Annotated in this window: 22 protein-coding genes; 21 read left to right on the top strand and 1 reads right to left on the bottom strand. The window is 62.8% G+C overall.

Going from position 1 to position 20711, the window contains the following annotated elements; genetic code table 11:
* From GOX01_RS10575 to GOX01_RS10510, 15 genes are all read left to right on the top strand, one after another.
* The coding region (locus GOX01_RS10575; protein WP_141259250.1) for a DEAD/DEAH box helicase family protein at nt 1-5133 on the top strand (5133 nt) is incomplete at its 5' end.
* 134 nt (nt 5134-5267) lie between these two features.
* Entirely contained in the window at nt 5268-5903 is a 636-nt protein-coding gene (locus GOX01_RS10570; RefSeq protein ID WP_062269030.1) for a hypothetical protein, read from the top strand.
* Nucleotides 5900-6241, top strand: a complete 342-nt coding sequence (locus GOX01_RS10565; protein WP_062269028.1) for a hypothetical protein — start codon at nt 5900-5902, stop codon at nt 6239-6241. The genes GOX01_RS10570 and GOX01_RS10565 overlap by 4 nt, the downstream gene beginning before the upstream one ends.
* Nucleotides 6238-6546, top strand: a complete 309-nt coding sequence (locus GOX01_RS13375) for a DUF5983 family protein (RefSeq protein WP_062269026.1) — start codon at nt 6238-6240, stop codon at nt 6544-6546. Before GOX01_RS10565 ends, GOX01_RS13375 begins: the two co-directional genes overlap by 4 nt.
* Nucleotides 6547-6736: 190 nt before the next feature.
* Nucleotides 6737-7162 (top strand): hypothetical protein, encoded by a 426-nt coding sequence (locus GOX01_RS10555; RefSeq protein ID WP_062269023.1) that lies wholly within the window; start codon nt 6737-6739, stop codon nt 7160-7162.
* A gap of 55 nt (nt 7163-7217) precedes the next feature.
* Nucleotides 7218-9080, top strand: coding sequence for a ParB N-terminal domain-containing protein (locus tag GOX01_RS10550; RefSeq protein ID WP_062269021.1), 1863 nt, complete (start codon nt 7218-7220; stop codon nt 9078-9080).
* A 268-nt stretch (nt 9081-9348) separates the two neighbouring features.
* Nucleotides 9349-9567, top strand: coding sequence for an antitoxin MazE family protein (locus GOX01_RS10545; RefSeq protein WP_062269019.1), 219 nt, complete (start codon nt 9349-9351; stop codon nt 9565-9567).
* Nucleotides 9564-9887, top strand: coding sequence for a type II toxin-antitoxin system PemK/MazF family toxin (locus GOX01_RS10540; RefSeq protein ID WP_062022288.1), 324 nt, complete (start codon nt 9564-9566; stop codon nt 9885-9887). Before GOX01_RS10545 ends, GOX01_RS10540 begins: the two co-directional genes overlap by 4 nt.
* Before the next feature lie 495 nt (nt 9888-10382).
* A complete protein-coding gene (locus tag GOX01_RS12905) occupies nt 10383-11051 on the top strand; it encodes an LPD29 domain-containing protein (RefSeq protein ID WP_155720747.1) in 669 nt (222 codons plus the stop codon).
* A gap of 69 nt (nt 11052-11120) precedes the next feature.
* Nucleotides 11121-11735 carry a hypothetical protein gene (locus GOX01_RS10530; RefSeq protein WP_062269015.1) on the top strand — a complete coding sequence of 205 codons (615 nt, stop codon included), beginning with the start codon at nt 11121-11123 and terminating at the stop codon, nt 11733-11735.
* A gap of 70 nt (nt 11736-11805) precedes the next feature.
* Entirely contained in the window at nt 11806-12180 is a 375-nt protein-coding gene (locus GOX01_RS10525) for a hypothetical protein (RefSeq protein ID WP_218023017.1), read from the top strand.
* Nucleotides 12181-12436: 256 nt separating this feature from the next.
* Nucleotides 12437-12613 carry a hypothetical protein gene (locus tag GOX01_RS13215; RefSeq protein WP_155720746.1) on the top strand — a complete coding sequence of 59 codons (177 nt, stop codon included), beginning with the start codon at nt 12437-12439 and terminating at the stop codon, nt 12611-12613.
* A 77-nt stretch (nt 12614-12690) separates the two neighbouring features.
* Nucleotides 12691-13146, top strand: a complete 456-nt coding sequence (locus GOX01_RS13210) for a DUF3085 domain-containing protein (protein ID WP_062269011.1) — start codon at nt 12691-12693, stop codon at nt 13144-13146.
* 10 nt (nt 13147-13156) lie between these two features.
* Nucleotides 13157-13429 carry a hypothetical protein gene (locus GOX01_RS10515; RefSeq protein ID WP_228119326.1) on the top strand — a complete coding sequence of 91 codons (273 nt, stop codon included), beginning with the start codon at nt 13157-13159 and terminating at the stop codon, nt 13427-13429.
* A complete protein-coding gene (locus tag GOX01_RS10510; RefSeq protein WP_131973913.1) occupies nt 13426-13959 on the top strand; it encodes a hypothetical protein in 534 nt (177 codons plus the stop codon). The genes GOX01_RS10515 and GOX01_RS10510 overlap by 4 nt, the downstream gene beginning before the upstream one ends.
* Here GOX01_RS10510 and GOX01_RS10505 read toward each other — a convergent pair.
* The gene (locus tag GOX01_RS10505; protein ID WP_131973912.1) at nt 13941-14459 is read right to left on the bottom strand and encodes a hypothetical protein; all 519 of its coding nucleotides are present in this window, start codon (nt 14457-14459) and stop codon (nt 13941-13943) included. The two genes, GOX01_RS10510 and GOX01_RS10505, sit on opposite strands and share 19 nt — an antisense overlap.
* A gap of 616 nt (nt 14460-15075) precedes the next feature.
* Between GOX01_RS10505 and GOX01_RS10495 the strand changes: the two genes are divergently transcribed.
* The 6 genes from GOX01_RS10495 to GOX01_RS10470 all read left to right on the top strand — a co-directional run bounded on the left by GOX01_RS10495 (nt 15076) and on the right by GOX01_RS10470 (nt 20607).
* Entirely contained in the window at nt 15076-15321 is a 246-nt protein-coding gene (locus GOX01_RS10495; protein WP_062268816.1) for a hypothetical protein, read from the top strand.
* Between the two features lie 80 nt (nt 15322-15401).
* Nucleotides 15402-16229 (top strand): DNA/RNA non-specific endonuclease, encoded by an 828-nt coding sequence (locus GOX01_RS10490; RefSeq protein WP_228119327.1) that lies wholly within the window; start codon nt 15402-15404, stop codon nt 16227-16229.
* Nucleotides 16226-16492 carry a hypothetical protein gene (locus tag GOX01_RS10485; protein WP_062268820.1) on the top strand — a complete coding sequence of 89 codons (267 nt, stop codon included), beginning with the start codon at nt 16226-16228 and terminating at the stop codon, nt 16490-16492. The genes GOX01_RS10490 and GOX01_RS10485 overlap by 4 nt, the downstream gene beginning before the upstream one ends.
* A gap of 435 nt (nt 16493-16927) precedes the next feature.
* Complete coding sequence (locus GOX01_RS10480; protein WP_062268822.1) at nt 16928-17899, top strand: DUF3991 and toprim domain-containing protein; 972 nt, start codon at nt 16928-16930, stop codon at nt 17897-17899.
* 10 nt (nt 17900-17909) lie between these two features.
* Nucleotides 17910-18593 (top strand): hypothetical protein, encoded by a 684-nt coding sequence (locus GOX01_RS10475; RefSeq protein ID WP_062268824.1) that lies wholly within the window; start codon nt 17910-17912, stop codon nt 18591-18593.
* A 13-nt stretch (nt 18594-18606) separates the two neighbouring features.
* Nucleotides 18607-20607 (top strand): ATP-dependent helicase, encoded by a 2001-nt coding sequence (locus GOX01_RS10470; RefSeq protein ID WP_228119328.1) that lies wholly within the window; start codon nt 18607-18609, stop codon nt 20605-20607.
* The last annotated feature ends 104 nt before the right edge of the window (nt 20608-20711 follow it).

Genomic DNA, 20711 nt, shown 5'->3' with positions numbered 1-20711 from the left:
ACCCAGCTCAGCTTTTTCGACACCTCCGCCCTGGGTGGCGGCAGCAACACCCTGTTCTGGGGCGACCTGCCCGGAGATCGTGCGCTCGACGAGGCCGCGTCCCTCGCGAAAGAAGCCGCTGCAGCCCCGGTTGTGGCGCCTAAGATCGACTTCCGTCTCTGTGGCACACGTGACCTGTCCCAGGGCTGGAAAGCGCGGGCGCGGGACAACCTTGCCGCCATCCGTCTCGTGAGCGAACTGGAGACCGAGGGGCGCAATGCAACGCCGTCCGAGCAGGCTTTGCTGGCGAAGTTTACGGGATTTGGAGCAGGGGAGCTGGCCAACAGCCTCTTCCCCCGTCCGGGCGAAGCGTTCCGCCAGGGCTGGGAAGAGATCGGGGTGCAGCTTGAGACGCTGACGAGCCAGCAGGAGCGGGCCGGACTGGCGCGGGCCACGCAGTACGCCCATTACACGCCGGAACTGATCGTGCATGCGCTGTGGGATCTGGTCGCGCAAATGGGGTTCCGCGGCGGACGTGCGCTGGAGCCGGGCTGTGGCACGGGTTTGTTCATGGGCGCGATCCCGGAGAAACTTGCCCCCAAGACGGCCTGGACGGCGATCGAGAACGACCCTCTGACCGCCCGCATCGCCCGCAAGCTGTTTCCGAACCAGTGGGTGCGCTCTGAAGACTTCACCACGGCGAAGATTGCCGAGCAGTTCGACCTCGCCATCGGTAACCCGCCGTTCAGCAACCGCACGGTGCGCGGCACGGACGAGCTGGGGCGGCTTGGCCTGTCGCTGCACGACTACTTCATCGCACGCTCCGTCTCCCGCCTGCGTCCCGGTGCCATGGGACTGTTCGTGACGTCACGCTGGACGATGGACAAACGCGACGCCACCGCCCGCCGGCACCTGTTCGAAACGGCGGACCTGGTCGGGGCGGTCCGCTTGCCGGCTGGCGCGATGCGGGATGATGCCGGAACTGACGTGGTCGTGGACGTGCTGGTCCTGCGCCGTCGCGAGATCGGAGACAGCCCGGGCGAGACCGCCTGGCTGGACGTTGCGGACCTGTCCGACACCGACGAGAGGGAGGGACCGCTCAGCATCAACCGCTATTTTGCGGAGAACGGTCAGCAGGTGCTGGGTCGGCACGGCTGGACGAGCGGACAGTTCGGTCCGGAATACACCTGCACTGCAAACCCGATGCTGATGCTTGAGGATGCGCTTCCGAGCGCGCTCTCCCGTCTCGCCGCGCTGGCCCGCTTCCCGGTGCCGCAGACGCTCGATGTCGAGGCGCTGCGGGAAAGCCGGCGTGCAGATGTCGGCACGGCAGGGGAGGGGGCGAGCCTCAAGGAAGGCAGCTACCTGATCGAGAAGGGCGTGCTGCACCAGATCATTGACGGCCAGTCGGTGGCGGTGAAGGTGAAGAAAGGCGAGCAGAAGGACGGCATCTTCCAGAAGCACGCGCGCATCATCGAAGGCCTGATCCCGGTCCGCGATGCCGCCCGTGCGGTCCTGCGCGCCCAGGTGGAGAACCTGCCCTACAGCGCGCTCCAGGCCGACCTCAGGCGCGCCTATCAGACGTTCGTGCGACAGTTCGGGCCGATCAACCTGACGCTGACCAGCACACGCATTGATCCCAGGACCGGGGACGAGAGCACCACGCAGCGGCGTCCGAACCTCCAGCCCTTCTACGACGATCCGGACGTCTGGCTGGTCAGCTCGATCGAGGAGTACGACGAGGACCGGCAGGTCGGCACACAGGGACCACTGTTCTCCGAGCGTGTAATCCAGGCGACGCTGGAGCCGGAGGTGCACAGCGCCCATGACGCGCTTGCGGTCTGCCTGCACGAGACGGGTGTGGTAGAGATCCCGCGCATTGCCGAGCTGCTGGGGCGACCCGAGGACGAGGTCATCGCCGAACTGGGCAGTGCCATTTACCTCGATGCCGGACGCAGCCAGCCCGGACGCGACGTCTGGGTGCCGGCCGACGAAGCCCTGTCAGGGGCGGTGCGCACGAAGCTGGCGGAGGCCCGCAAGGCTGCTGAGACCGATCCCCGCTTTGCCCGTACCGTGGCCGCGCTGGAAGAGGCCCAGCCCGAGGATCTGCGGCCCAGTGACATTACGGCCCGTCTGGGCGCGCCGTGGATCCCGACCGCCGACATCGAGGGCTTCATCGCCGAGGTGATCGGGGTCGAAGCCGGCGTGTGGCACACCAAGGAGGTGGCGTCCTGGACCCTGGACAAGGGACCGTTCCGGGGCAAGGCCGAGGCGACGTCCGTCTGGGGCACCGAACGCCGTCCCGCAGGGGAACTGATCGAGGATGCGCTCAATCAGGCCATCCCGCAGATCTGGGACACCTGGCGCGACGAGAACGGCGAGCACCGGCAGCTGAATGCCCAGGAGACCGAGGCCGCCAAGGAAAAGCTCGCCGCCATCAAGACGGCCTTCCAGGCCTGGGTGTGGCAGGATCCAGAGCGCGCCGAGCGTCTGGTGCGGCTGTATAACGACACCTACAACAACCTCGTCCCCCGCGCCTTTGACGGCTCGCATCTGCAGTTGCCCGGGGCCAGCACCACGATCCAGCTGCGCGCCCACCAGAAGCGGGTGGTCTGGCGCATCATCGCCACGGGAAACACTTACATGGCCCATGCCGTGGGGTCGGGAAAGACCTTCTCGATGTGCGCGGCGATCATGGAGCAGCGCCGTCTCGGCCTGATCTCGAAGGCCATGGTGGTGGTGCCGGGACACTGTCTGGCGCAGATGGCCCGCGAGTTCCTGATGCTCTACCCGACCGCAAAGATCCTGGTGGCGGACGAGACGAACTTCGTGAAGGCGAAGCGGCAGCGCTTCCTCGCCCGTGCGGCCACGGGACAGTGGGATGCGATCATCATCACGCATGATGCCTTCAAGTTCATTCCGGTCGAGACCAAGTTCGAGCAGGCGATGATCGAGGCACAGATCGCGTCTTACGAGAGCCTGCTGTGCGATGTGGACAAGGACGATCGCGTTTCGCGCAAGCGCATCGAGCGCATGAAGGAAGGGATGGAGGCCAAGCTGGAGGGGCTGGCCAGCCGCAAGGACGATCTGGTGCATCTCGGCGAGATTGGCATCGACCAGATCCTCGTGGACGAGGCGCAGCAGTTCCGCAAGCTCAGCTTCGGTACGAACCAGTCCAGCCTCAAAGGGGTGGATCCCAACGGCAGCGGGCGGGCCTGGGACCTTTACGTCAAGGCCCGCTATCTGAGCCGTCTCAACCCCGGTCGCGAGCTGGTGATGGCCTCGGGCTCGCCGATTACGAACACTCTGGGCGAGATGTACAATGTGCAGCGCTTCCAGCAGATCGACGCCCTGATCGAGCGTGGCCTGCACGAGTTCGATGCGTGGGCCGCCAATTTCGGGGAGACCCGCACGGAACTCGAGCTTCAGCCGAGCGGGCTGTACAAGCCTGTGACGCGGTTTGCGGAGTTCGTGAACGTGGCCGATCTGATGGCCATGTACCGGCATTTCGCGGACGTGGTTCAGCAGGACGACCTGCGCCAGTACGTGAAACTTCCCGAGGTCGCCACGGGCAGCCGACAGATCATCGTCGCGGACAGCGGACCCGCCTTCCGCGATTACCAGAAGGACCTGGAAGCGCGGATCAAGGTGATCGAGGAGCGCAAGGGCAAGCCTGAAAAAGGGCAGGACATCATCCTGTCCGTGATCAACGATGCGCGTCATGCCGCGATTGATCTGCGCTTTGTCCGACCTTCGGATGACAATGACACCAGCAACAAGCTGAACGTCATGATCGCGAGGGTCTTCGACATCTGGAAGGCGACGAGCGAGAACCGCTACACCGATCCCGACACCGGCAAGCCGTATGACCTGCCCGGGGCTGTGCAGATGATCTTCTCGGATCTGGGCACGGAAGCGGCGCTGGAGAAACGGGGCTTCTCGGCCTATCTGTGGATCCGCGACGAGCTGATGCGGATGGGCGTGCCGCGCGATCAGATCGCCTTCATGCAGCACTACAAAAAGAGTGCTGCCAAGCAGGGTCTGTTCCGGGATCTCAATTCCGGACGCAAACGCATCCTGATCGGCTCGAGTGCGACAATGGGCACGGGCGTGAACGCACAGCAGCGTCTGATTGCCCTGCACCATCTGGATGTGCCCTGGCTGGTGGCCGACATTATCCAGCGTGAGGGACGGATCGAACGCCAGGGCAACCAGAACCCGGTCATCCAGATTTACGCCTACGCCCTGAAAGGCTCGGTGGATGCCACGAACTGGCAGCTTCTGGAGCGCAAGCAGCGCTTCCTGTGTCTGGCCATGTCGGGAGACCGGTCGATCCGCCGTCTGGAGGATATCGGCGAGAGTGCGAACCAGTTTGCCATGGCGAAGGCACTCGCTTCGGGCGACGAGCGCCTGATGAAAAAGGCGGGACTGGAAGCGGAGCTGGCCCGTCTGCGTCGTCTCAAGGCCGCCCATTACGACGACCAGTTCAACGTGCGTCGCGCGATCGAGCGGGCCGAGCGTGATCAGAGGGTGGCCGAAGCCGTTATTCCGAAGATCCGGGCGGATATCGCGAAACGCCAGTCGACACGGGGGGAGGCGTTCCAGCTTGTGCGCAAGTCGGATGTGCTGACCGAGCGGCAGGATGCCGGCAGGTGGCTGATGGGTCAGGCGCGCACCGCCAGGCGTGCCGAGCAGAAAGGCCGGTGGAAACTCGGCGAGATCGGCGGGTTCGAGCTGGTGTGTGAGACCTGGAGCTCGACCTTCATGGGTGAGACCGAATGGGAGGCGACCATCGCCATCGTGGCCGAGGACCGGATGATCGGGATCGATTTTGATCACGACACCGCCCCGCTCGGGTTCATCGCCCGCATCGAGAACACCCTGCTGCGGTTCGACAGCGAGCTTGCGGATGCGCAGCGTGTGGTTGCCGAGACGGAGCGCAAGCTGCCCGGCTACCGTGCCCGTGACGGGATGCCGTTCCGCGAGGCCGCACTTCTGGAGGAGAAGGAGGAAGAAATGGCCTGCCTTGAGGCGGATCTGGCCGAGGATACAGCGCGGCGGGAGGCGGATGCCGCCGAGGCACTGGCCGCGATGGAGAGCCTGAGCGTCAACGACAATGGGGGAGAAGGCGAGGAAGAAGAAGCGGCAGCATAAGAAGAGGGAAAGGGGCGGGCATGGCCCGCCCGGTGCGGCAAGGCTCAGGCCGGGCGCGCTGGCGCGCGGCCTTGCCGCACCGGGCAGCCCCTGCATCCGCGGAGAGGTTGAAAGAGAGACCAGAGGAAGAGAGCATGTCCTATCGTATCGTCTATGACCTCGCCGCCGTGCGACTTCCCGCAGAGACCCTGCGCCCTCATGTTGCGGATAGCAGCTTCCATGCCGATCAGTATCTGCTGATGGAACTGGGTGGCGATAATAATGTCTATGAGGGGCGCGGGTCGCTGCGTGCGCGAAGCTGGTCCCTGATTGGCGCGGGACAGGACTGGGAGATCATGCGCGAAGTCGTGCAGTATGCCGCATCCTGCGAAGGTGGCGGGATGCGCCTCTCCGGTGTCAGCGGGACGCAGGCAGAGACCTATATTCGCAAGTGCCGGACTGTTCTGCGGGATGCTGTGGGCGCGCAGGCGCTTCTCGACCGCGGCATGACCTGCACGGGAAAAATCGCGCTTCGCAAGGGGCCGGTTTCAGCGTGGCTCCAGAAGCGTGTGGACGAGCTGTCCGCCATCAAGGCCCCGGAGATGACAGGCGAAACCCCGGTGTGGTCCTGGCTAAACCTGCTGCGTGACCCGAAGGATGCAGCCATCTTTCTGGCATACTCCAATCTGGACGACGCGCCTGTCTATAATCGTGCAACGGTCTATGGACCGTGTCACGAGCGACACGCCATCATGAGAGGACTGACCCCACTGGCGGAGTGCGCAGCATGAGCCAGACGGACCAGACAACCATCTCCAAAGTCCTGTGCGGCGTGACTGTGGAGATTTTTACCTATCCGAATGGTGAAGCCCTGCTGCGCACCGTGGACACCTATCCCGTCAACGGGAATGACTGGCACGGGCCATACAAGGATGCGGCTTGCGCGGAAGCCGATTTCGTGGACCGTCACGCGCCGCCCGTAATTACCCCGGAGGATCTGCGGCGGGGCCGCCTGAATGGTACCATTGCGCAAACGCGTGATGGTGCCGAGATGATGCTGACCATGGATCGCTGGACCGGGGGCAGTTGTCTGACGTCGTTCATTGTCAGACCCGAGGGGCAGGTATGAGCAAGGCCAAACCGTCAACCGCAGGCCTCGTCTGCCGGCACCTGGATCTCAGTACCGGGCATCTTCCGGTCGCAGAGCGCGACGCGTGCGAGCTCTATCTCAGCAGCGGGGGCACAGCAGGGCGAAGCTGTCTTGGCGGGCCCTATGGCTGGATGATTTACGTTCCCACCGAGGCGGAGGACGCCCCGCAGGACGTGTCTCCCGAACTGGCCGCCCTGATGGTTCAGGCGCGAGAGCAGGACTGCCACTACATCCACTTCGATCGGGACGGGTCGATCGACGAGACTCTGCCTTTTTACGACTGAACCGCCACCGCCTTGCCTGCCTCAGGGAGAAGAGAAGGCGGCTGTAAAGCAAACGAAAAGAGAGAGAGGGAGCCGCCACAGGTCGCGGCTCCGCGCAAGGCTCAGGCCGGGCGCGCTGACGCGCGGCCTTGCGCGAAGCCACGCCCCGTGCCCGCGCCGAGATCATCACGACAGAAAAAAGGAGAGAGGCGTGTCAGACCCGGCAGGACAACCCGCGGCCGAAGTGGCGCTCAGAGCAAACCTGACGCTGATCTTTGACGCGATGCAGACGCATGGCGTGAAGACGGTCAAAGTTGAGTACGAGGCCAAAGAAGGCTGGTGGACAACGCTTCATGTGACAGCGGACGACAGTCCGGATCTGTTCGAAGACCTGTCCCTTGAGAAGGCCGTTGCAGCGCTTGGACCTGACCAGACGATTGCCCCTCTGTTTCCGAACAGCTTTGACCTTGTGGTCTGGCACTGCGTCGAAACCGTTATCCGCCGCGTGCAGGCCGATTTCGACAACGATGAAGATGGGTCTTACGGCACGGCCGCGCTGACGCTGGAAGCGCGACAGCTGGAGGTCGAGCATATCGAGCGTGTGGTCTCCCACCTCGCGCACAGCCTGACCGCCTGACTTCTCCCCTCCACGACACCTTTTCAACACCCTTACGACATCACTGGAACCCATCATGGACGAACTGCGCCTTGTCGATCCTAACACCCTGATCGCGAACCCGAACAATCCCCGGCAGACGAAGCCCGGTCAGGCGAGCATTCGCCAGCTGGCGCTGAATATCCGCGCAGTCGGGCTTGTCCATCCGCCGCGCGTGCGCGAGCTGGGGGACGGCAGCCTGATGATTATCGCGGGCCATCGACGCACGGAAGCGGCGATCTATGCGGGCCTGACGGAAATGCAGGTCCACGTCACCAAGGTCGATAATGGTCTTGAGGATCTTGCGGCGGCCAGCGAGAACATGATCCGCGAAGGCATGACCGAGCCGGACCAGTGGCGTGCCGTAACCCGGATGCGCGAGGAACTTGGCTATACGGATGAGCAGCTTTGCATGGCCCTCATGGTGACACCAGCCTACCTCAAGGGCCTGTCTCTGCTGGCTAGGCTGCATCCGCCAATCCTGCACGCTATCGAAATTGGCCGTGGCCCGGACCAAAAAGAGCGTCGGACTCTGGCCCTGTCGTCTCTGGAGGATCAGGCCGCTGCCTGGGCTGAGATGTTTGCCGAGAGCGTGGAGGAGGGAGAGGACCCGGCCGGGTATCGTCTCAACGCCGAGGATCCGGATGATACCGTGAACTGGCGTGACTTCACCTGGCACCTGCGTCAGGACGAGTGGTATGCGCGTGATGCCCGGTTTGACGATGCGCTGGCACAAAAGCATGGCGTCGTCTGGACCGAAGATCTGTTCGGGCAGGGCAGTGAGGACAATCGCTACGTCACGGATGCCACGGCGTTTCGGGCGGCGCAGGAAGACTGGATCGCCGAGCATCGCCCCGAAGGAACGCTTGCGATCGAGACGGACGAGTATGGGTCTCCCCTCCGCCCTCAGGGCTATAACTTCGTCACGAACTGGATGGGCCAGCAGGAGACCGATGTTGTCGGATACTGGCTCAATCGGAGTACCCTGAAAGTCGAAGAGCGGAAGTTCCGCTACACGGGTGAAGAAACCGTCCGCTCCGAACCGCGCGTGGTGGAGCAGACGCCACCCCCAAAGAAGGAGCGCGCTGAGATCTCCGGCACGGGTCTGAAGATGATCGGCTCCGTGCGGACTCTCGCGCTGAAGAAGGCGCTGGAGGCGAAAAGCGAAAATGCGGATCCGTGGGATCTGGTGGCCGGCCTGCTGCTCGCTTTGAATGCCAACAACGTCCATATTTACGGCTGCGAAAGCAGTTCGCCTCAGGAGAACGCGGTGAAGACCGCCATGGAAGCGCTGTTTCCGGAAGGCGAACTGGTGCGTGATGAAGCGCTCATCCGCCGCCATGCGCTGGAAAGCCTCGGAGGCTTCATGAACTGCGAGGTCAGCATGCAGTCCGGCTCCGGCATGGCAGCGGAACTGCTGGGCTGTCTGTTCGACGCGGATACCCACATGCCGAGCATGGCCGATGAGGACTTTCTGAAGACCTACAGCAAGCCCGGGATCACCAAAGCGGTTCAGGCGCATGGGCTTGCACCACTCAACACAGGCAAGGAGATGCGGGCCGCCCTGCTGAACGCCGTGGGAGACGGGCACTGGGTTCCGGAGGCCGCAGGCTTTGCGCAGGCGATTGGCGTCTGGACCGAGGAGGTTCGAAACAGGCAGGCCCGCCGCGCGAAGTGGGCCGCCCTGACAGACGATCTGGAAGCCGAGGATGAAGACGGCCTGGAGTGTGCTGATCCGGAGGATCTGGAAGACGTGATGGACGAGGAGGGCGGAGAAGACGCTGGCGATCCTGACGTCACGGAGGACGAGCCGGCAGAAAAACCGGACCTCGTGGTGCCCCAGGAACTGGTGGCCATGCAGGCCGCTATGGGAGGCCGGCTGGAGATCCTTCGGGTCTGAGGCAGCACGCGGCCACGAATAGACCTGACATCAGGCGGCGCTCTTCTGAGTGCCGCCTTTTCTGTAAGAAGACAGAAGAAAGCGCCCCTATGGCAGACTACTATTCAAAATTCTCAGCCTTGATTCCATTCCGAAGCGTTGAGACGTGTGCGAGAGCGCTTACGCTTAGGGAACCCTACAACGCATAGTGGGAGGAGGAGCAGCCCGAGCGCTTTTTAGTAGAAAACAGGAAATTTTTTTGTTACATGTAACGGGAGGAGAAATAGCCATGACCCCTGTTGCCATTCGCGTCCAAAAGCGCCGTGACACCCTTCGTAAGGCCGGTTTGCGCCCCGTCCAGATCTGGGTACCCGATACGCGCACACCTGGCTTTGATGCAGAATGCCAGCGCCAGGCGCGTCTCGTGGCCGAGGCAGAACGGCACGATCCCGCGCTGATGTCCTTCGTTGAAAGCGCGGCCAGCGATCTCGACGGATGGGATGCATGAACCGGGGAGACTTCGTTACCGTTGCTCTCCAGGGTGATCTGGGAAAACCCCGTCCCGCGCTAATCGTCCAGGCTGACCGCTTCGAAACGACGGCCTCTGTGACCGTACTCCCTGTTACCAGCACGCTCATAGACGCGCCCTTGCTTCGCCTGTCGGTAACACCGGACGAGCGAAACGGGCTGCGCAAGACGTCTCAGGTGATGATCGACAAACCTAGCACTGTCTCCCGCGACAAGATCGGTCCAACCTTCGGGATCGCCAGCGATACGGTCATGCTCTCTGTCAATCGCGCTTTGGCCCTGTTTTTAGGTCTGGCCTGAAGCGCGTAGAAAGCCGAGTGACGTCTGATTTAACAGGGAGTCGTGGGGATACCTTCCAACAGTCGTCAAACGTAAAACGAAGAAGACCCTTCAGGCGGTGGCCACCGCACTGAAGAGCCTCTCCGAGTAAATCACTTAAGGTAAACCGGGCCGTGAGGTGTTTTTTCCCGAAGCCCCTCACGGCTCACCTCTGAACCTGGACGAACCGGTTACGATTTTCAAGGGCGGAGTCAGCATGGCTCCGCCCTTTTTCGTGCGGTGAGACGGTGCCTGGGTTCACAGGGGAAGAGCCTGCCCGCGCGAGGGCGAGAAGCGAAGAGAAAAGAGAAAGAAGGAGGAGAGAGGGGCGGGTGCCAGAGCCTGTCTGTCGCCGCAAGGGGTGGTGTCCTCGGCTGACGCCTGCGGGACCGCCGCTGACGCGTCGCCCTTGCCCCGCCAGTCAGGCCCTGACCCCGGAGAGGACAGTTGAAGAGACATGAAGAGAAGGAGATCAGCATGTCCGAACACCCGACTGTCACCGTAGGCACCCGCGTCAGCACCATCCTGTACAACAGAGGCCGGGGGGTCGTGTCTGCGGTCCATGGCACGCCTCGCCCAGAGACAATCAGACGCCTTGCTGGTGGCTTCATCGCGGCGGGAGGCAGTGCCAGCTTTGATATCGTCTTTGCCTGCGGAAGTATCAGCAAGAAGCTGCCCGAGAGCATTCTGCACGGCGTGCAGTGGACCATCTTCCACGACGAGCCCAAGGCTGGCCCGGAGGAAATTGCGCAGCTGCACGCTCATGCCGAAGCATGCCGTGCTGAAAAACAGGCGCGGAAAGATCAGGCTGCGGCGGCCCATGCGGCTGAAATCGAGCGTCTGCGCACCGATCCCGAGTACGCCCATCTGGAGCAGGGATCGGACCAGAGCGGGGTGCTGGCAGGAAAGAACATCCGCCGCCTGCTGAAAGCCGCCCTGCCAAACCACAAATTCCGGGTGCGCAAAACCTCCTACGGGTCGGTGTCAATCAGCTGCGACGCTCCGCTGGACGATACGGAACACGAGACAGTTTCTAACATCAGAAAACGCTTCAGATCCGGGTTCTATGACGACGTGACGGATTGCCATTCCAAGCGCCGGAGCCCCTGGCAGGACGTCTTTGGCAGCGCCGAATACGTCTTCTGACCCCACCTCGCCCCTTCACAGTTCTTCCAGGCCGCCGCGAGGCGGCCTTTGTCATATCTGGAGATTGACATGGCTTTCTTTACGCTCAGTGCTACGCCCGCCACCGCAAAGCGCGAGGGCTATTTCACCAGCACCACGATGGCGCTCATGTCCCATCTGGGAGAGCGGCGCGTTGTCGAGGCGAAGTCGGTAGATGGCCTCAAGCCGCTCATTCTGAGCTTTGGCCGCGACACCGCGCTGCAGCACCCCGGCAAGTCGTTCAAGATCATGGTCACTGTCAATCGTGGCAGCCGCAAGCCGCGTGGCTTCGACGCTGCCTACGATTCAGAAGCACTTGGCACATCTGAATGGCTGGAAACCACGGTTGCAGACCCGGTTCCCCACGACGGCATGGCAGGTGTGGCCTCATGGGGAACACGGTACACGCCATTCCGCATGGACGGTGCACAGCCGCGCGAAGCTTCGCTCACCGAGGCCGAACGCCTGTCTGACGACGGCCATCTTGGTTTCAAGGGATGGGCCGCGGAAGTCGCCACCAGTCTCGAAACCAGAGGCGCGCCTGCGGCCGCTTTGAGCAGCGAGACCTGGGACGCTCTGGTGTCGCGCTATCGCGCCCACCAGCATCCTGCCCTGGCCGCCGCCGTCCTGATTGCGGCCTCACAGGCGGACCAACTGGCGGCCTGAGGCCAATGCAGGGGAGCGGACCAGGTCTCCCCTGCCAGATCCTACCGTCCAAAAGATGAGTGAGTTTTCCATGATCGATGAAAGCCTTCTCCAGATCGAGACCTGCCTTCTGGATCGTCGCAAGGTCCATCTTGGCGTTGCACCGGATGGGCGTGTCTATCTGCGCGTGACGTCGTTCTGGCCGAAAGAGGCCGCCCAGCACTGGCACGGGCCCTATTCGGACCGACAGGCGGCGGAGACGGATTTCCGAACCCGGACGCAGCCGCCACGCGTCACGCGCGCCCAGATCGCCGAGGCGAGCCGCCGCGGGGAGCATGGCACGGTCGAGGGTGTTCCCATGATCGTAATGAAGCATCGCTGGACGGGGCAACTAACCCTGACGCCTTACCGCCTCGTGGAGGACACTGGCGTGATGCAGGTCGCGCGCCAAAATGGACACATCTGAACCCCGTATCGTCACCCGCGCGAGCCGGGTGGAGGGAGAGCAGGAAGAAGAAAGAGGGAAAGACGCAGAAGGAGAGAGGGGGCAGCACAGGCTGTCTGCGCTGGCAAAGGGTGGGTCTCCACGCGTCCTCGCCCTGACGGGCTCCGGGTCGTGGAGATCCCGCCGCTGCGCGGCGCCTGTGCCATCGCAGCCATCCTGTGCCTGTGCCGGAAAGGTCATCAGAGAAAAGAGATGACGGCAACAGGAGTGACCTTTCATGCAGATTTCCCAGCAGACCCTTCAGGACATCAAGGACGTTGCCGGACTGGCCGGTGGGGTCTTCGGTTTTCTCGCCCTGGTCTTCGCCTTTACGTGCCTGCCGAGCTTTCTGGCGGGGCCGGTGCCCCATCATTATCTCGCCTCGGCAACGCACAGCGCCCACTCTCGCGGCTGAAGCTTCCACGTCTCCGAACGCCCCCACGCCCCTCCATCGTGCGGGGTTTTTTCATTTCAGATCCGAGGAAATATCCCATGATCGTCACTTTCGACCGCGCGCTGATCGAGCGCCTTCTCGCCCATGCCGAGGCCGCGTCCGAGCGCCGTGCCACGCTGACGCAGCTCTTTGACAAGAGCCTGCGCAAGCCCGGGCATGGCGCGCGCGAATGGGGCCGTCAGGACGACGTCGATCCTGCAAAGATCCCTGCGGGTCTGTGGCTGGTTGGAGATCACGGGATCTACATGATGTCGAACGGGCTTCCCCTTCTGCCGTCCGATGACGGTCAGAAGCCCAATCTGTGCGCGTATGCACGCGAAGCGGACCCGGCACAGAACGCGGGCAGGGCTCATGACGTCAAACGCCAGGCTTTTGGCGGGGATGACGGATGCGAGTTCCTGGAGGCGTCGCTTGTGCGGCAGGCCCTCAGGCAGGCCTCAGGCGACACACTGCGCATGACCATCACCCCGGAAACCCTCGAATTTCTGGCCTGACCGGCCGTCCTTGAAATCCTTCAGGAGAAGAAAAATGTCCGATGCTACGCCTGACACGGTGTCTGCGGGTCCGCAGTCGCGCGACCAGATCTGGGCCTCGGCCGTGGCGGTGGCCGCTGACAGTGTGGAGCAGCTGAGACGCTGCGACGTCGATCGCGTCGTCTCCCTTGTGGACGCGGCGGATCGCACCGCACTGACGGGCTGGCTGATCGCGCGGCGGCCCGATCTTGCCGGCGCTGTCGCGGAGGCTCTGTCCGCGCTCGCGCAGGAGGCCACCGCATGAGCCTGCTGTTGCCACACCTGCGGCGCGCCCGCATTGAGGCCGAGGGCCTGACGGCCACCCAGTGGAGCTCACCGCAGGACAAGGCGAAACTGGCCAATGCAATCCTCGCCTTTGTTGCGAAAGGATTGCCGGAGGAGGGGTTCAGCAAGGCGCTGTACCAGCGCGTCAGCCAGATGTGGGGGTTTATCGCCTGCTTTAACCGGGACGGCTTTGCGGGCCGGTATTTCAGCACAACGCAGGGGCGTCTCGCCTTCCTCGATCAGATCATTGCGCGTGGCGGGATCGGCGATCCCGCCTGGACCTGGTCAGACGTGGAAAGCCGGATCGCGGCTCTCCTGGTCGAGCATCAGGTGCTCGACCTGTACCACGCTGAACTGCGTCAGGAAACGCTCCGAGGCGAACAGGCGCTGTTGCGCAGGCTGATCGACCGTCACGGTGTGCCAGCCGATCATGCAGCCCGCATCTCGCTGGCTCCGGCATTGTCTGCACCGCTGTCGCGGCAGCAGCCTGTTCAGATGGGTCTGCTCTGACACGTTGCGCTGTCCGTGACGGCGCAGGAGTCCGGATCGTCGATCAGGCCCTGAACGATCTCCCATCCGCCGAGAATATTCTGGGCCGTCTCCCAGGCGACGATCTCGGCGCGTAGCGCCTGCGCAAGATCGTCATAGATGCCGTCGCGTTGCGGATCTTCGATCTCGCGCCGCTCTGCCTGTTCCGTGAGGGACCGTGCGTCGGAAACCCGGGCCAGTGCCCGACCGACCAGAAGCGTCAGCCAGTCAGACGCCATGCGCTGACGACCCTCCCGCGTGTCGGGCAACGGCGTGGCTCCGAAAATCTGTCGCGCCCTCTCGCGTCCGAACGCGCGGAGGCGCTCAACCTGTCGGGGCGGTGTCACGGCCCGGATTTCGGCAAGCGACCGCAACTGCGTCTCGGGCAGGATTGCGTCGGTGAGCGCGTCCAGGGTCGGCGCACGACGCCGCTCCTGCGGAAAGCGGATCACCGTGGCGGTCTGATTTGTCTGTGCACTCATCGGTGTCCTCCTGTCGTTGTGCGGTAAGCGTAAAGCGCGCCACAAATAAAAGTCAACAAAAACAATAAGATACCGGCATCATTCGGCCCTCGCGAAAACCTCTGGGGGGGCAGAAAAGAGACGCGCGGGAAAGAGAAAGAGGAGGGAGGGAAGGGGCTCTCATGGGGCAGGCGTCGCAGCAAGGGTGCGTCGCTCCGCTCCCGGCGCACAGCGCCGCCCTTGCCACGCCGCCCGCCCCACGAGGCTGCCGATCGGGAACGAAATAAACCGAGAGAGGCAGAGCATGTCCAAGCGCAGGAAAACAGATCTGACAGCAGCCCGTAAAAAGGCAGAGGTCTTTGGGCCGGATACGGTTCTCTTTGCAGATCTTGAACTCGGAGAAGCCTTCCGCATGGCTGGGGCAGAGCTGGGAGCCGTGTATCGAAAGGTTCGCCGCAACCACTACATGCACGACGGAAAGCGATGCCTTGCGAGCGACGGTCGGGCCGTCAAGCGCGCTTCCCTGCCTGGGACGGAAGACTGAGATCAGGCCCGCTTATCCTCTCCTTCCTCCACTGACATCAGGGCCGCAGCGCGGCCCGCATCCGGCAAAAAAATACAAGAAAGGAACCGCATCGTGCAGGTCCAGACCCTCACAGCTTCGTCCAGTTTTCTTCCTGCGCTTGAGGCGCCTGTCTTTCACCGCGCCGTCTCCGCAGGCCAGACCATTGGCCGCGCACGGCGTTTTTACGCGGAAGCGGATCTTCTGGCTGACGACGCGAATGACGTCCGTCTTGGCGCGGCGTTACGCGCCGCACTGCGCCGTGACGCCAGTGCAGCCCATCGTTCGGCACAACGCACGCTGCTGGGTGTCTCCCATTGACAGCCCTGATCCTTCACTCACAACAGGCCGTGTCATCCTGGCATGCACACCACAGGCATCCGGGAGGAAAGGGAATGGCGATGCGACACCACAGAGCAGGGCTTGCCCTGAGCGCCCTGTTCTGGGCCACCGCAAGTCAGGCGGCACCGGCCGGGTGTGCCGAGTTTGGCGGAGACGGCCAGCTTCCGGTTCTGACCAGCGAGGCGCTTGGGCAGCAGACCGTGCTTCTGTGCAATGACGCCTTTGCTGTCCTGCATTCGGGGATCAGTCATGGCCCCCTGTGGACGGCAGAGCATCTGACCGAGGAAGACCTGGAGCGCAGCATGCAGATCGGCCGGGTCGTCCGGTTCTTTCATGCCGATCCCCGTCTGTCCTTTGAGGACCGGGCCGAGCTGAGCGATTACCGCGCGTCGGACTATGATCGCGGCCATATGGCCTGTTCGGGCGATGAGCCAAGCCGTCGCGCCCAGGAGCAGAGTTTTGCGCTGTCCAATGTGGTCCCCCAGACCCCGGAACTGAATGAAGGCATCTGGACGGGCGTGGAAATGGCGGTGCGTCGCCTCGCACAGCGCGAAGGCGAGCTTTACGTCGTGACCGGTCCGGCATTTGGAGCGTCGGTCAAGACCATCGGATCACATCGGGTTTTTGTGCCCTCTGCGACCTGGAAGGCTGTTTACGATCCCGCGGAGGACGAAGCAGGCGCGTATTTCTGTCAAAATAGCAGCCAACCAACCTGTACGATCATCAGCATCGGCGCGTTGACCCAGGCGACGGGGGTAAACCCCTTTCCATCCCTGCCTGATGAGATCCGTCAGACGGCCATGGCCCTCCCTCGTCCCCGGCAAAGCCCCTATGCCGTCAGGACCCAGGCCGATCCGGAACGGGCGACTACGGAGGCCAGGCCATGACGTTCTTTCCGTTTGAAGAGGGGCGCGCGCGCCTGCAGATCGATGATCTGGCGATCGAAAATGGTGCAGAGTGCATCGCCGTGTCCGGACGCCTTGAAATCCGAAGGGACCGGATCGGTTTGCAGGATATTCAGGCCCTGAAGGCTCAGATCGACGCCATTGCGCGCGAGCTCGAAGGATCGGCCCATCTTCCGGATCGCGCGCGCGTTGCTCGAGAGGACAGCGTGATTCCAAATCCTTTTGCGGATCGGGACTGTGCCTGAAGGTGTGAGAGCGTCTGGCGGGGAAGGTCTGGAGTGCCACAAGCCTCACTCCGGACAAGACGACCTTCCACCCCAGCTTCCTCCGCGCCCTTCGGTTGCTCCGTGCAGCCGGGTCCCCTGAGAAGGCATCGTGTCCTGCGCTGCGTTTGTGACGGACCTGGCAGTGTCGGGACGAAAGGCGTCGCTGCGCTTGCTTTCGCCCCTTTTGCCTCCGGCACGGGTCGAACGAAAGGCTTGTTTAAGTATTCGTTAAGTGTGTGGCGATGATGTTTGTATATGGGCAAGTCACGACAATAACAATAGATGAAAGCCGCAGTAAAACGCCGTTTTTCCTTGCAATACTTGCAAATTTCTTCTAAATTAAACCCAGATCACAGGGGCGTTGAGGCCGGTTCTGACCGTTGCGCCGCCCCGAAGCGAGAAAGGATGACGATCATGGCACGCTTTGAGCCGTTCAGACTGTCTGACGACGACCGGACCGACATTGTCAAAGGCGTCTCCTGTGCTCTGCTGCTTGAGCGCCATGGCTACCTCCTCGACAAGCCCGAAAGCACGCGGAACGCTCTGAAATACCGTGCGGGCAAGGGCGAGACGATTATCGTCAACCATGAAGGCCGTGGCTGGTGGGATACGGGATCGGACGAAAAGGGGGATGTGTTCTCCCTGATCCAGCGCCTGACGCCCGGTCTGAAGTTTCGCGATGCCTGTCGGGAGCTGGGTCAACTGGTGGGCATTGAACCGAAGGGGGCAGAATACGTCCGCGAGCGTCAGGCCAAAACGCCAGACGTTGCTCCGGCCGAGCGCTGGCAGGCCAGGAAAGAGCTCAAATCCGGCACGAAGGTCTGGGCATATCTCACCGAGGAGCGCTGCCTTCCGGAATGGGTTCTGCGTCGGGCCATCATGACCGGCTGCATCCGGGACGGCTATCACGCCGCCTGGTTCTGCCACCGGGATGCCGTGGGAGCCATCTGTGGTGCGGAACTGCGTGGTCCGGACACCAAGGGTATCTGTCTGTCGGGTACGGTCAAAACGCTGTTCCGCTTCCAGCCCGGTCTGGCTCGCACGGTTCGTCGCCTGGTGGTGAGTGAATCCGCCATTGATGCCCTGTCCTACGCCGCCCTCGACAGCGAGCGCACGCGCGAAACCCTGTACTGCTCGACCGCAGGTGGCATGGGACCGGAGACGGTCGAAGCCCTTACGGCCGAGCTGGCTGAAATGGCAAAGGATCCGGCTGCCGTTCTGGTGGCCGCAACCGATCATGATGACGCCGGCAACCGCTACGCCGCGCGCCTTGCAGAGCTGGGCCGCGAAGCCGGTGTCCGCGTGATCCGCCGTATTCCCCACGGTGGCTGCAAAGATTTCAACGACGCCCTGAAGACTGTTGTGGCCGCCGCCCGCGCCGCCTGAGGAGAGACTGATGACGAATGACAAGGCACGACGGGAAATGGAGGCGCTGTTTCCCGGGCATGAAAAGAATGACGCTCTGAGAACGGCCTTTCTGGCGCACCCGGATGCGGACCATTATCTGCGCCGGATGCCAGACCTCGGATGTCGTATTCCCTGGGCGCTGGTAGAATACGGTCCTGAGACGGATCGGCGTCAGGGTCTCGTGGTTGGCGGACGCTGGAGTGCGGCAGGCTGGGATCTCTCCGGACGCATCGTCCTGTTTGTTCAGTCTCCAACCGGAGACAGTGGGTTCCTGACTTGCCAGGCGGGGGAGCAGCAGCTTGTCCTGATTGGCACCGTTCCCGGAAGCACGCCTCATCCTGACCGTCCGGATGCCGTCACGCTTCTGGGACATGTCGCAGAACTGACCGCCGCCTGGCATGCCGATGCCGAGACAACCCGCGTGTGGCATACCTGGGCCCTGCTGCACAATCAGCCGCCTTTCCCGCAGACCTACGCCGAGATCGCGTTCGGCGATGATGTGCTGCGCGGTCTCGTGGTCGGAGGCACGGTCCTGGCGGACGGGACATGGGACTTCGGGCAGGAGTTCGACCTGATGGTCGAGCCGGACATGATCCTCAGCCTTGATGGCCGCCGTGCGACGCGGTGCGATGTTCTTCATGGCACCCGGGAGCAGGGACGGGGTCGTGGATAATCATCTCTCAGGATTGACCCCCTCCCAGGCAGACGCCGCGCGTCAGACAGGACCGGTTGTTGTTCTGGCGGGTGCCGGGACCGGAAAGACCAAGACGCTTGTGGCCGGTATTGTCGACCGTGTCGTCAAACGCCGGATGTCGCCCGATCGCATTCTGGCCGTGACCTTTACCAACAAGGCGGCCGGGGAGATGAAGACGCGGATCGCGGCGGCCCTGAACATCGCGCAGGCCCCGTACTGGGTGGGCACCTTCCATGCGCACGGACGCCGTCAGCTGCGGACCGATCCCGACATTGCCGGGCTGCGTCCGGGGTTCGACGTCTGTGACAGCGAAGACAGCACGAAGATCGTGCGCAGGCTCCTGGAAAAGGCGATTGAAGCAGGCGTCATGAATGCCGATGACGGAGAGACGTTTCGCAAGCGTGTGAAGTCCGTCAGCTCGCACATCGCCATGCTCAAGGAAAACATGGTTCTTCCCCCGGATGCCGTGGCCTGGGTCGAGGGACGGATTGCGACGGATGCCATCACCGAAGGCGATGACATCATGGTCTGGCGGGATGCGGCCGTGCTCTATCCTGCGTATCAGGCGATGCTGCGCGAAAGCAATCGCGCGGATTTTGCAGACCTGCTGCTGTGGCCTACCGTGACCATGCTCCGCGACGAACGCTACAGACGGGACTGGGCGGACCGGTTTGACTGCGTGCTGGCCGATGAGTTCCAGGACGTCAATCGCCTCCAGTTTCTCTGGCTGAAATGCCTGTCCAAAGACCACAACGAGCTCTTCGTTGTCGGCGACGATGCGCAGTCGATTTACGGCTGGCGTGGGGCCAATGTCCGGATTATCCGAAGCTTTCTCAAGGAGTTTCCGACCGGACGCATGATTGCCCTGGAGCAGAACTTCCGCTCGACCGGTCATATCCTGTCAGCGGCCAACGCAGTCATTTCTCACGACGCTAACCGACTGGAGAAAACACTGTATACCGCGTCCGGAGATGGGGAGCCAGTGGATATTCTGCGGCATACCGGCAGTCAGGACGAGGCCTCCGGGATTGCTGCCGAGATCGGACGTCGTGCCCTGGAAGGCGTGCCTTACGAGGACATGGCGGTGCTCTATCGCTTCAACCATCTCTCCCGGCTGCTGGAAGAGTCTCTGCTGCGCGCAAGGATCCCTTACGAGCTGGTCAATGATACCGCCTTCTGGCAGCGCGGCGTGGTCAAGGACGCGCTGGCCTTCCTGCGTCTGACATGTTTTCCGTATGAGCGGCAGTCAGATGAGGCATTCCGCCGGATCGTCAATCAGCCCGCCCGGGGGATCGGGGCCAAGGCCATGGCGACATTCGAACAGGTCGCGGATGAGGAGGCGATCTCGCTGTACGAGGCAGCCGAGCGCACGGTGCAGGGACGCACTGGCAAAGCTGCTGACAAGCTGCGCGGCTTTCTGGACGTGATCCTGAAAGGCGCCCGCAGTGGCGAGCCCAGTTTGGGAGAGCGTCTGAGGGTTCTTGTAGAAGAGAGCGGGTATCTCGCGATGCACCAGGCAGCCGGGGACGATGGCCGCACGGCGCTGGAAAACCTGCACGAGCTTCTATCGCTCGCCAACGAGTTCAGCTCGGTGGAGGAGCTGTTCGACCATGCGGCCCTTGGCTCGGAAAGCAGCGGCGATGAGAGTGTCGGCCGGGTCAAGCTGATGACCATTCACGGATCAAAGGGTCTGGAGTTCGGGCATGTCTTTCTGATCGGTTGGGAAGACACGCTGTTTCCGTCGCGCACGAACATCGATCCGGCGGAAGAGCGACGACTGGCCTATGTCGCACTCACCCGAGGCCGCCAGCGCGTTAGCGTGTCCTGGTGCGAGTTTCGTCGGGGCGAGCAGGCCAGTCCGAGCTGTTTCATCGACGAGATCCCGCTCCAGGCGCGGCGGGACGGTTGGGGGCGAAATCTCAACTGCCGTCCCGCGTTTCAACGGGGAACGGGTTTCAATCGGCAGGCTCAGAGAGAGGCGATGGGGTTCTGATCGAAGACTGATTTGCTGGCGGATTTAGCCGCAACGGGGGGAGCAGAAGGTCTTCTAACAGGTATTCATCTTGCATAAGTAGTTATGAAAATCATTATCCCTAA

This window comes from Gluconobacter oxydans, from assembly GCF_006539685.1.
GTDB classification, from domain to species: Bacteria; Pseudomonadota; Alphaproteobacteria; order Acetobacterales; family Acetobacteraceae; genus Gluconobacter; species Gluconobacter oxydans.
The sequence above is the reverse complement of the archived record's forward strand: the minus strand, read 5'-3'. Positions and strand labels throughout refer to the sequence as shown.

Bases quoted from the DNA above. Each gene is read 5' to 3' on its own strand.
- GOX01_RS10570 (WP_062269030.1), top strand. From the start codon at position 5,268: ATGTCCTATCGTATCGTCTATGACCTCGCCGCCGTGCGACTTCCCGCA.
- GOX01_RS10565 (WP_062269028.1), top strand. From the start codon at position 5,900: ATGAGCCAGACGGACCAGACAACCATCTCCAAAGTCCTGTGCGGCGTG.
- GOX01_RS13375 (WP_062269026.1), top strand. From the start codon at position 6,238: ATGAGCAAGGCCAAACCGTCAACCGCAGGCCTCGTCTGCCGGCACCTG.
- GOX01_RS10550 (WP_062269021.1), top strand. From the start codon at position 7,218: ATGGACGAACTGCGCCTTGTCGATCCTAACACCCTGATCGCGAACCCG.
- GOX01_RS10545 (WP_062269019.1), top strand. From the start codon at position 9,349: ATGACCCCTGTTGCCATTCGCGTCCAAAAGCGCCGTGACACCCTTCGT.
- GOX01_RS10540 (WP_062022288.1), top strand. From the start codon at position 9,564: ATGAACCGGGGAGACTTCGTTACCGTTGCTCTCCAGGGTGATCTGGGA.
- GOX01_RS12905 (WP_155720747.1), top strand. From the start codon at position 10,383: ATGTCCGAACACCCGACTGTCACCGTAGGCACCCGCGTCAGCACCATC.
- GOX01_RS10530 (WP_062269015.1), top strand. From the start codon at position 11,121: ATGGCTTTCTTTACGCTCAGTGCTACGCCCGCCACCGCAAAGCGCGAG.
- GOX01_RS10525 (WP_218023017.1), top strand. From the start codon at position 11,806: ATGATCGATGAAAGCCTTCTCCAGATCGAGACCTGCCTTCTGGATCGT.
- GOX01_RS13215 (WP_155720746.1), top strand. From the start codon at position 12,437: ATGCAGATTTCCCAGCAGACCCTTCAGGACATCAAGGACGTTGCCGGA.
- GOX01_RS13210 (WP_062269011.1), top strand. From the start codon at position 12,691: ATGATCGTCACTTTCGACCGCGCGCTGATCGAGCGCCTTCTCGCCCAT.
- GOX01_RS10510 (WP_131973913.1), top strand. From the start codon at position 13,426: ATGAGCCTGCTGTTGCCACACCTGCGGCGCGCCCGCATTGAGGCCGAG.
- GOX01_RS10505 (WP_131973912.1), bottom strand. From the start codon at position 14,459: ATGAGTGCACAGACAAATCAGACCGCCACGGTGATCCGCTTTCCGCAG.
- GOX01_RS10490 (WP_228119327.1), top strand. From the start codon at position 15,402: ATGCGACACCACAGAGCAGGGCTTGCCCTGAGCGCCCTGTTCTGGGCC.
- GOX01_RS10485 (WP_062268820.1), top strand. From the start codon at position 16,226: ATGACGTTCTTTCCGTTTGAAGAGGGGCGCGCGCGCCTGCAGATCGAT.
- GOX01_RS10480 (WP_062268822.1), top strand. From the start codon at position 16,928: ATGGCACGCTTTGAGCCGTTCAGACTGTCTGACGACGACCGGACCGAC.
- GOX01_RS10475 (WP_062268824.1), top strand. From the start codon at position 17,910: ATGACGAATGACAAGGCACGACGGGAAATGGAGGCGCTGTTTCCCGGG.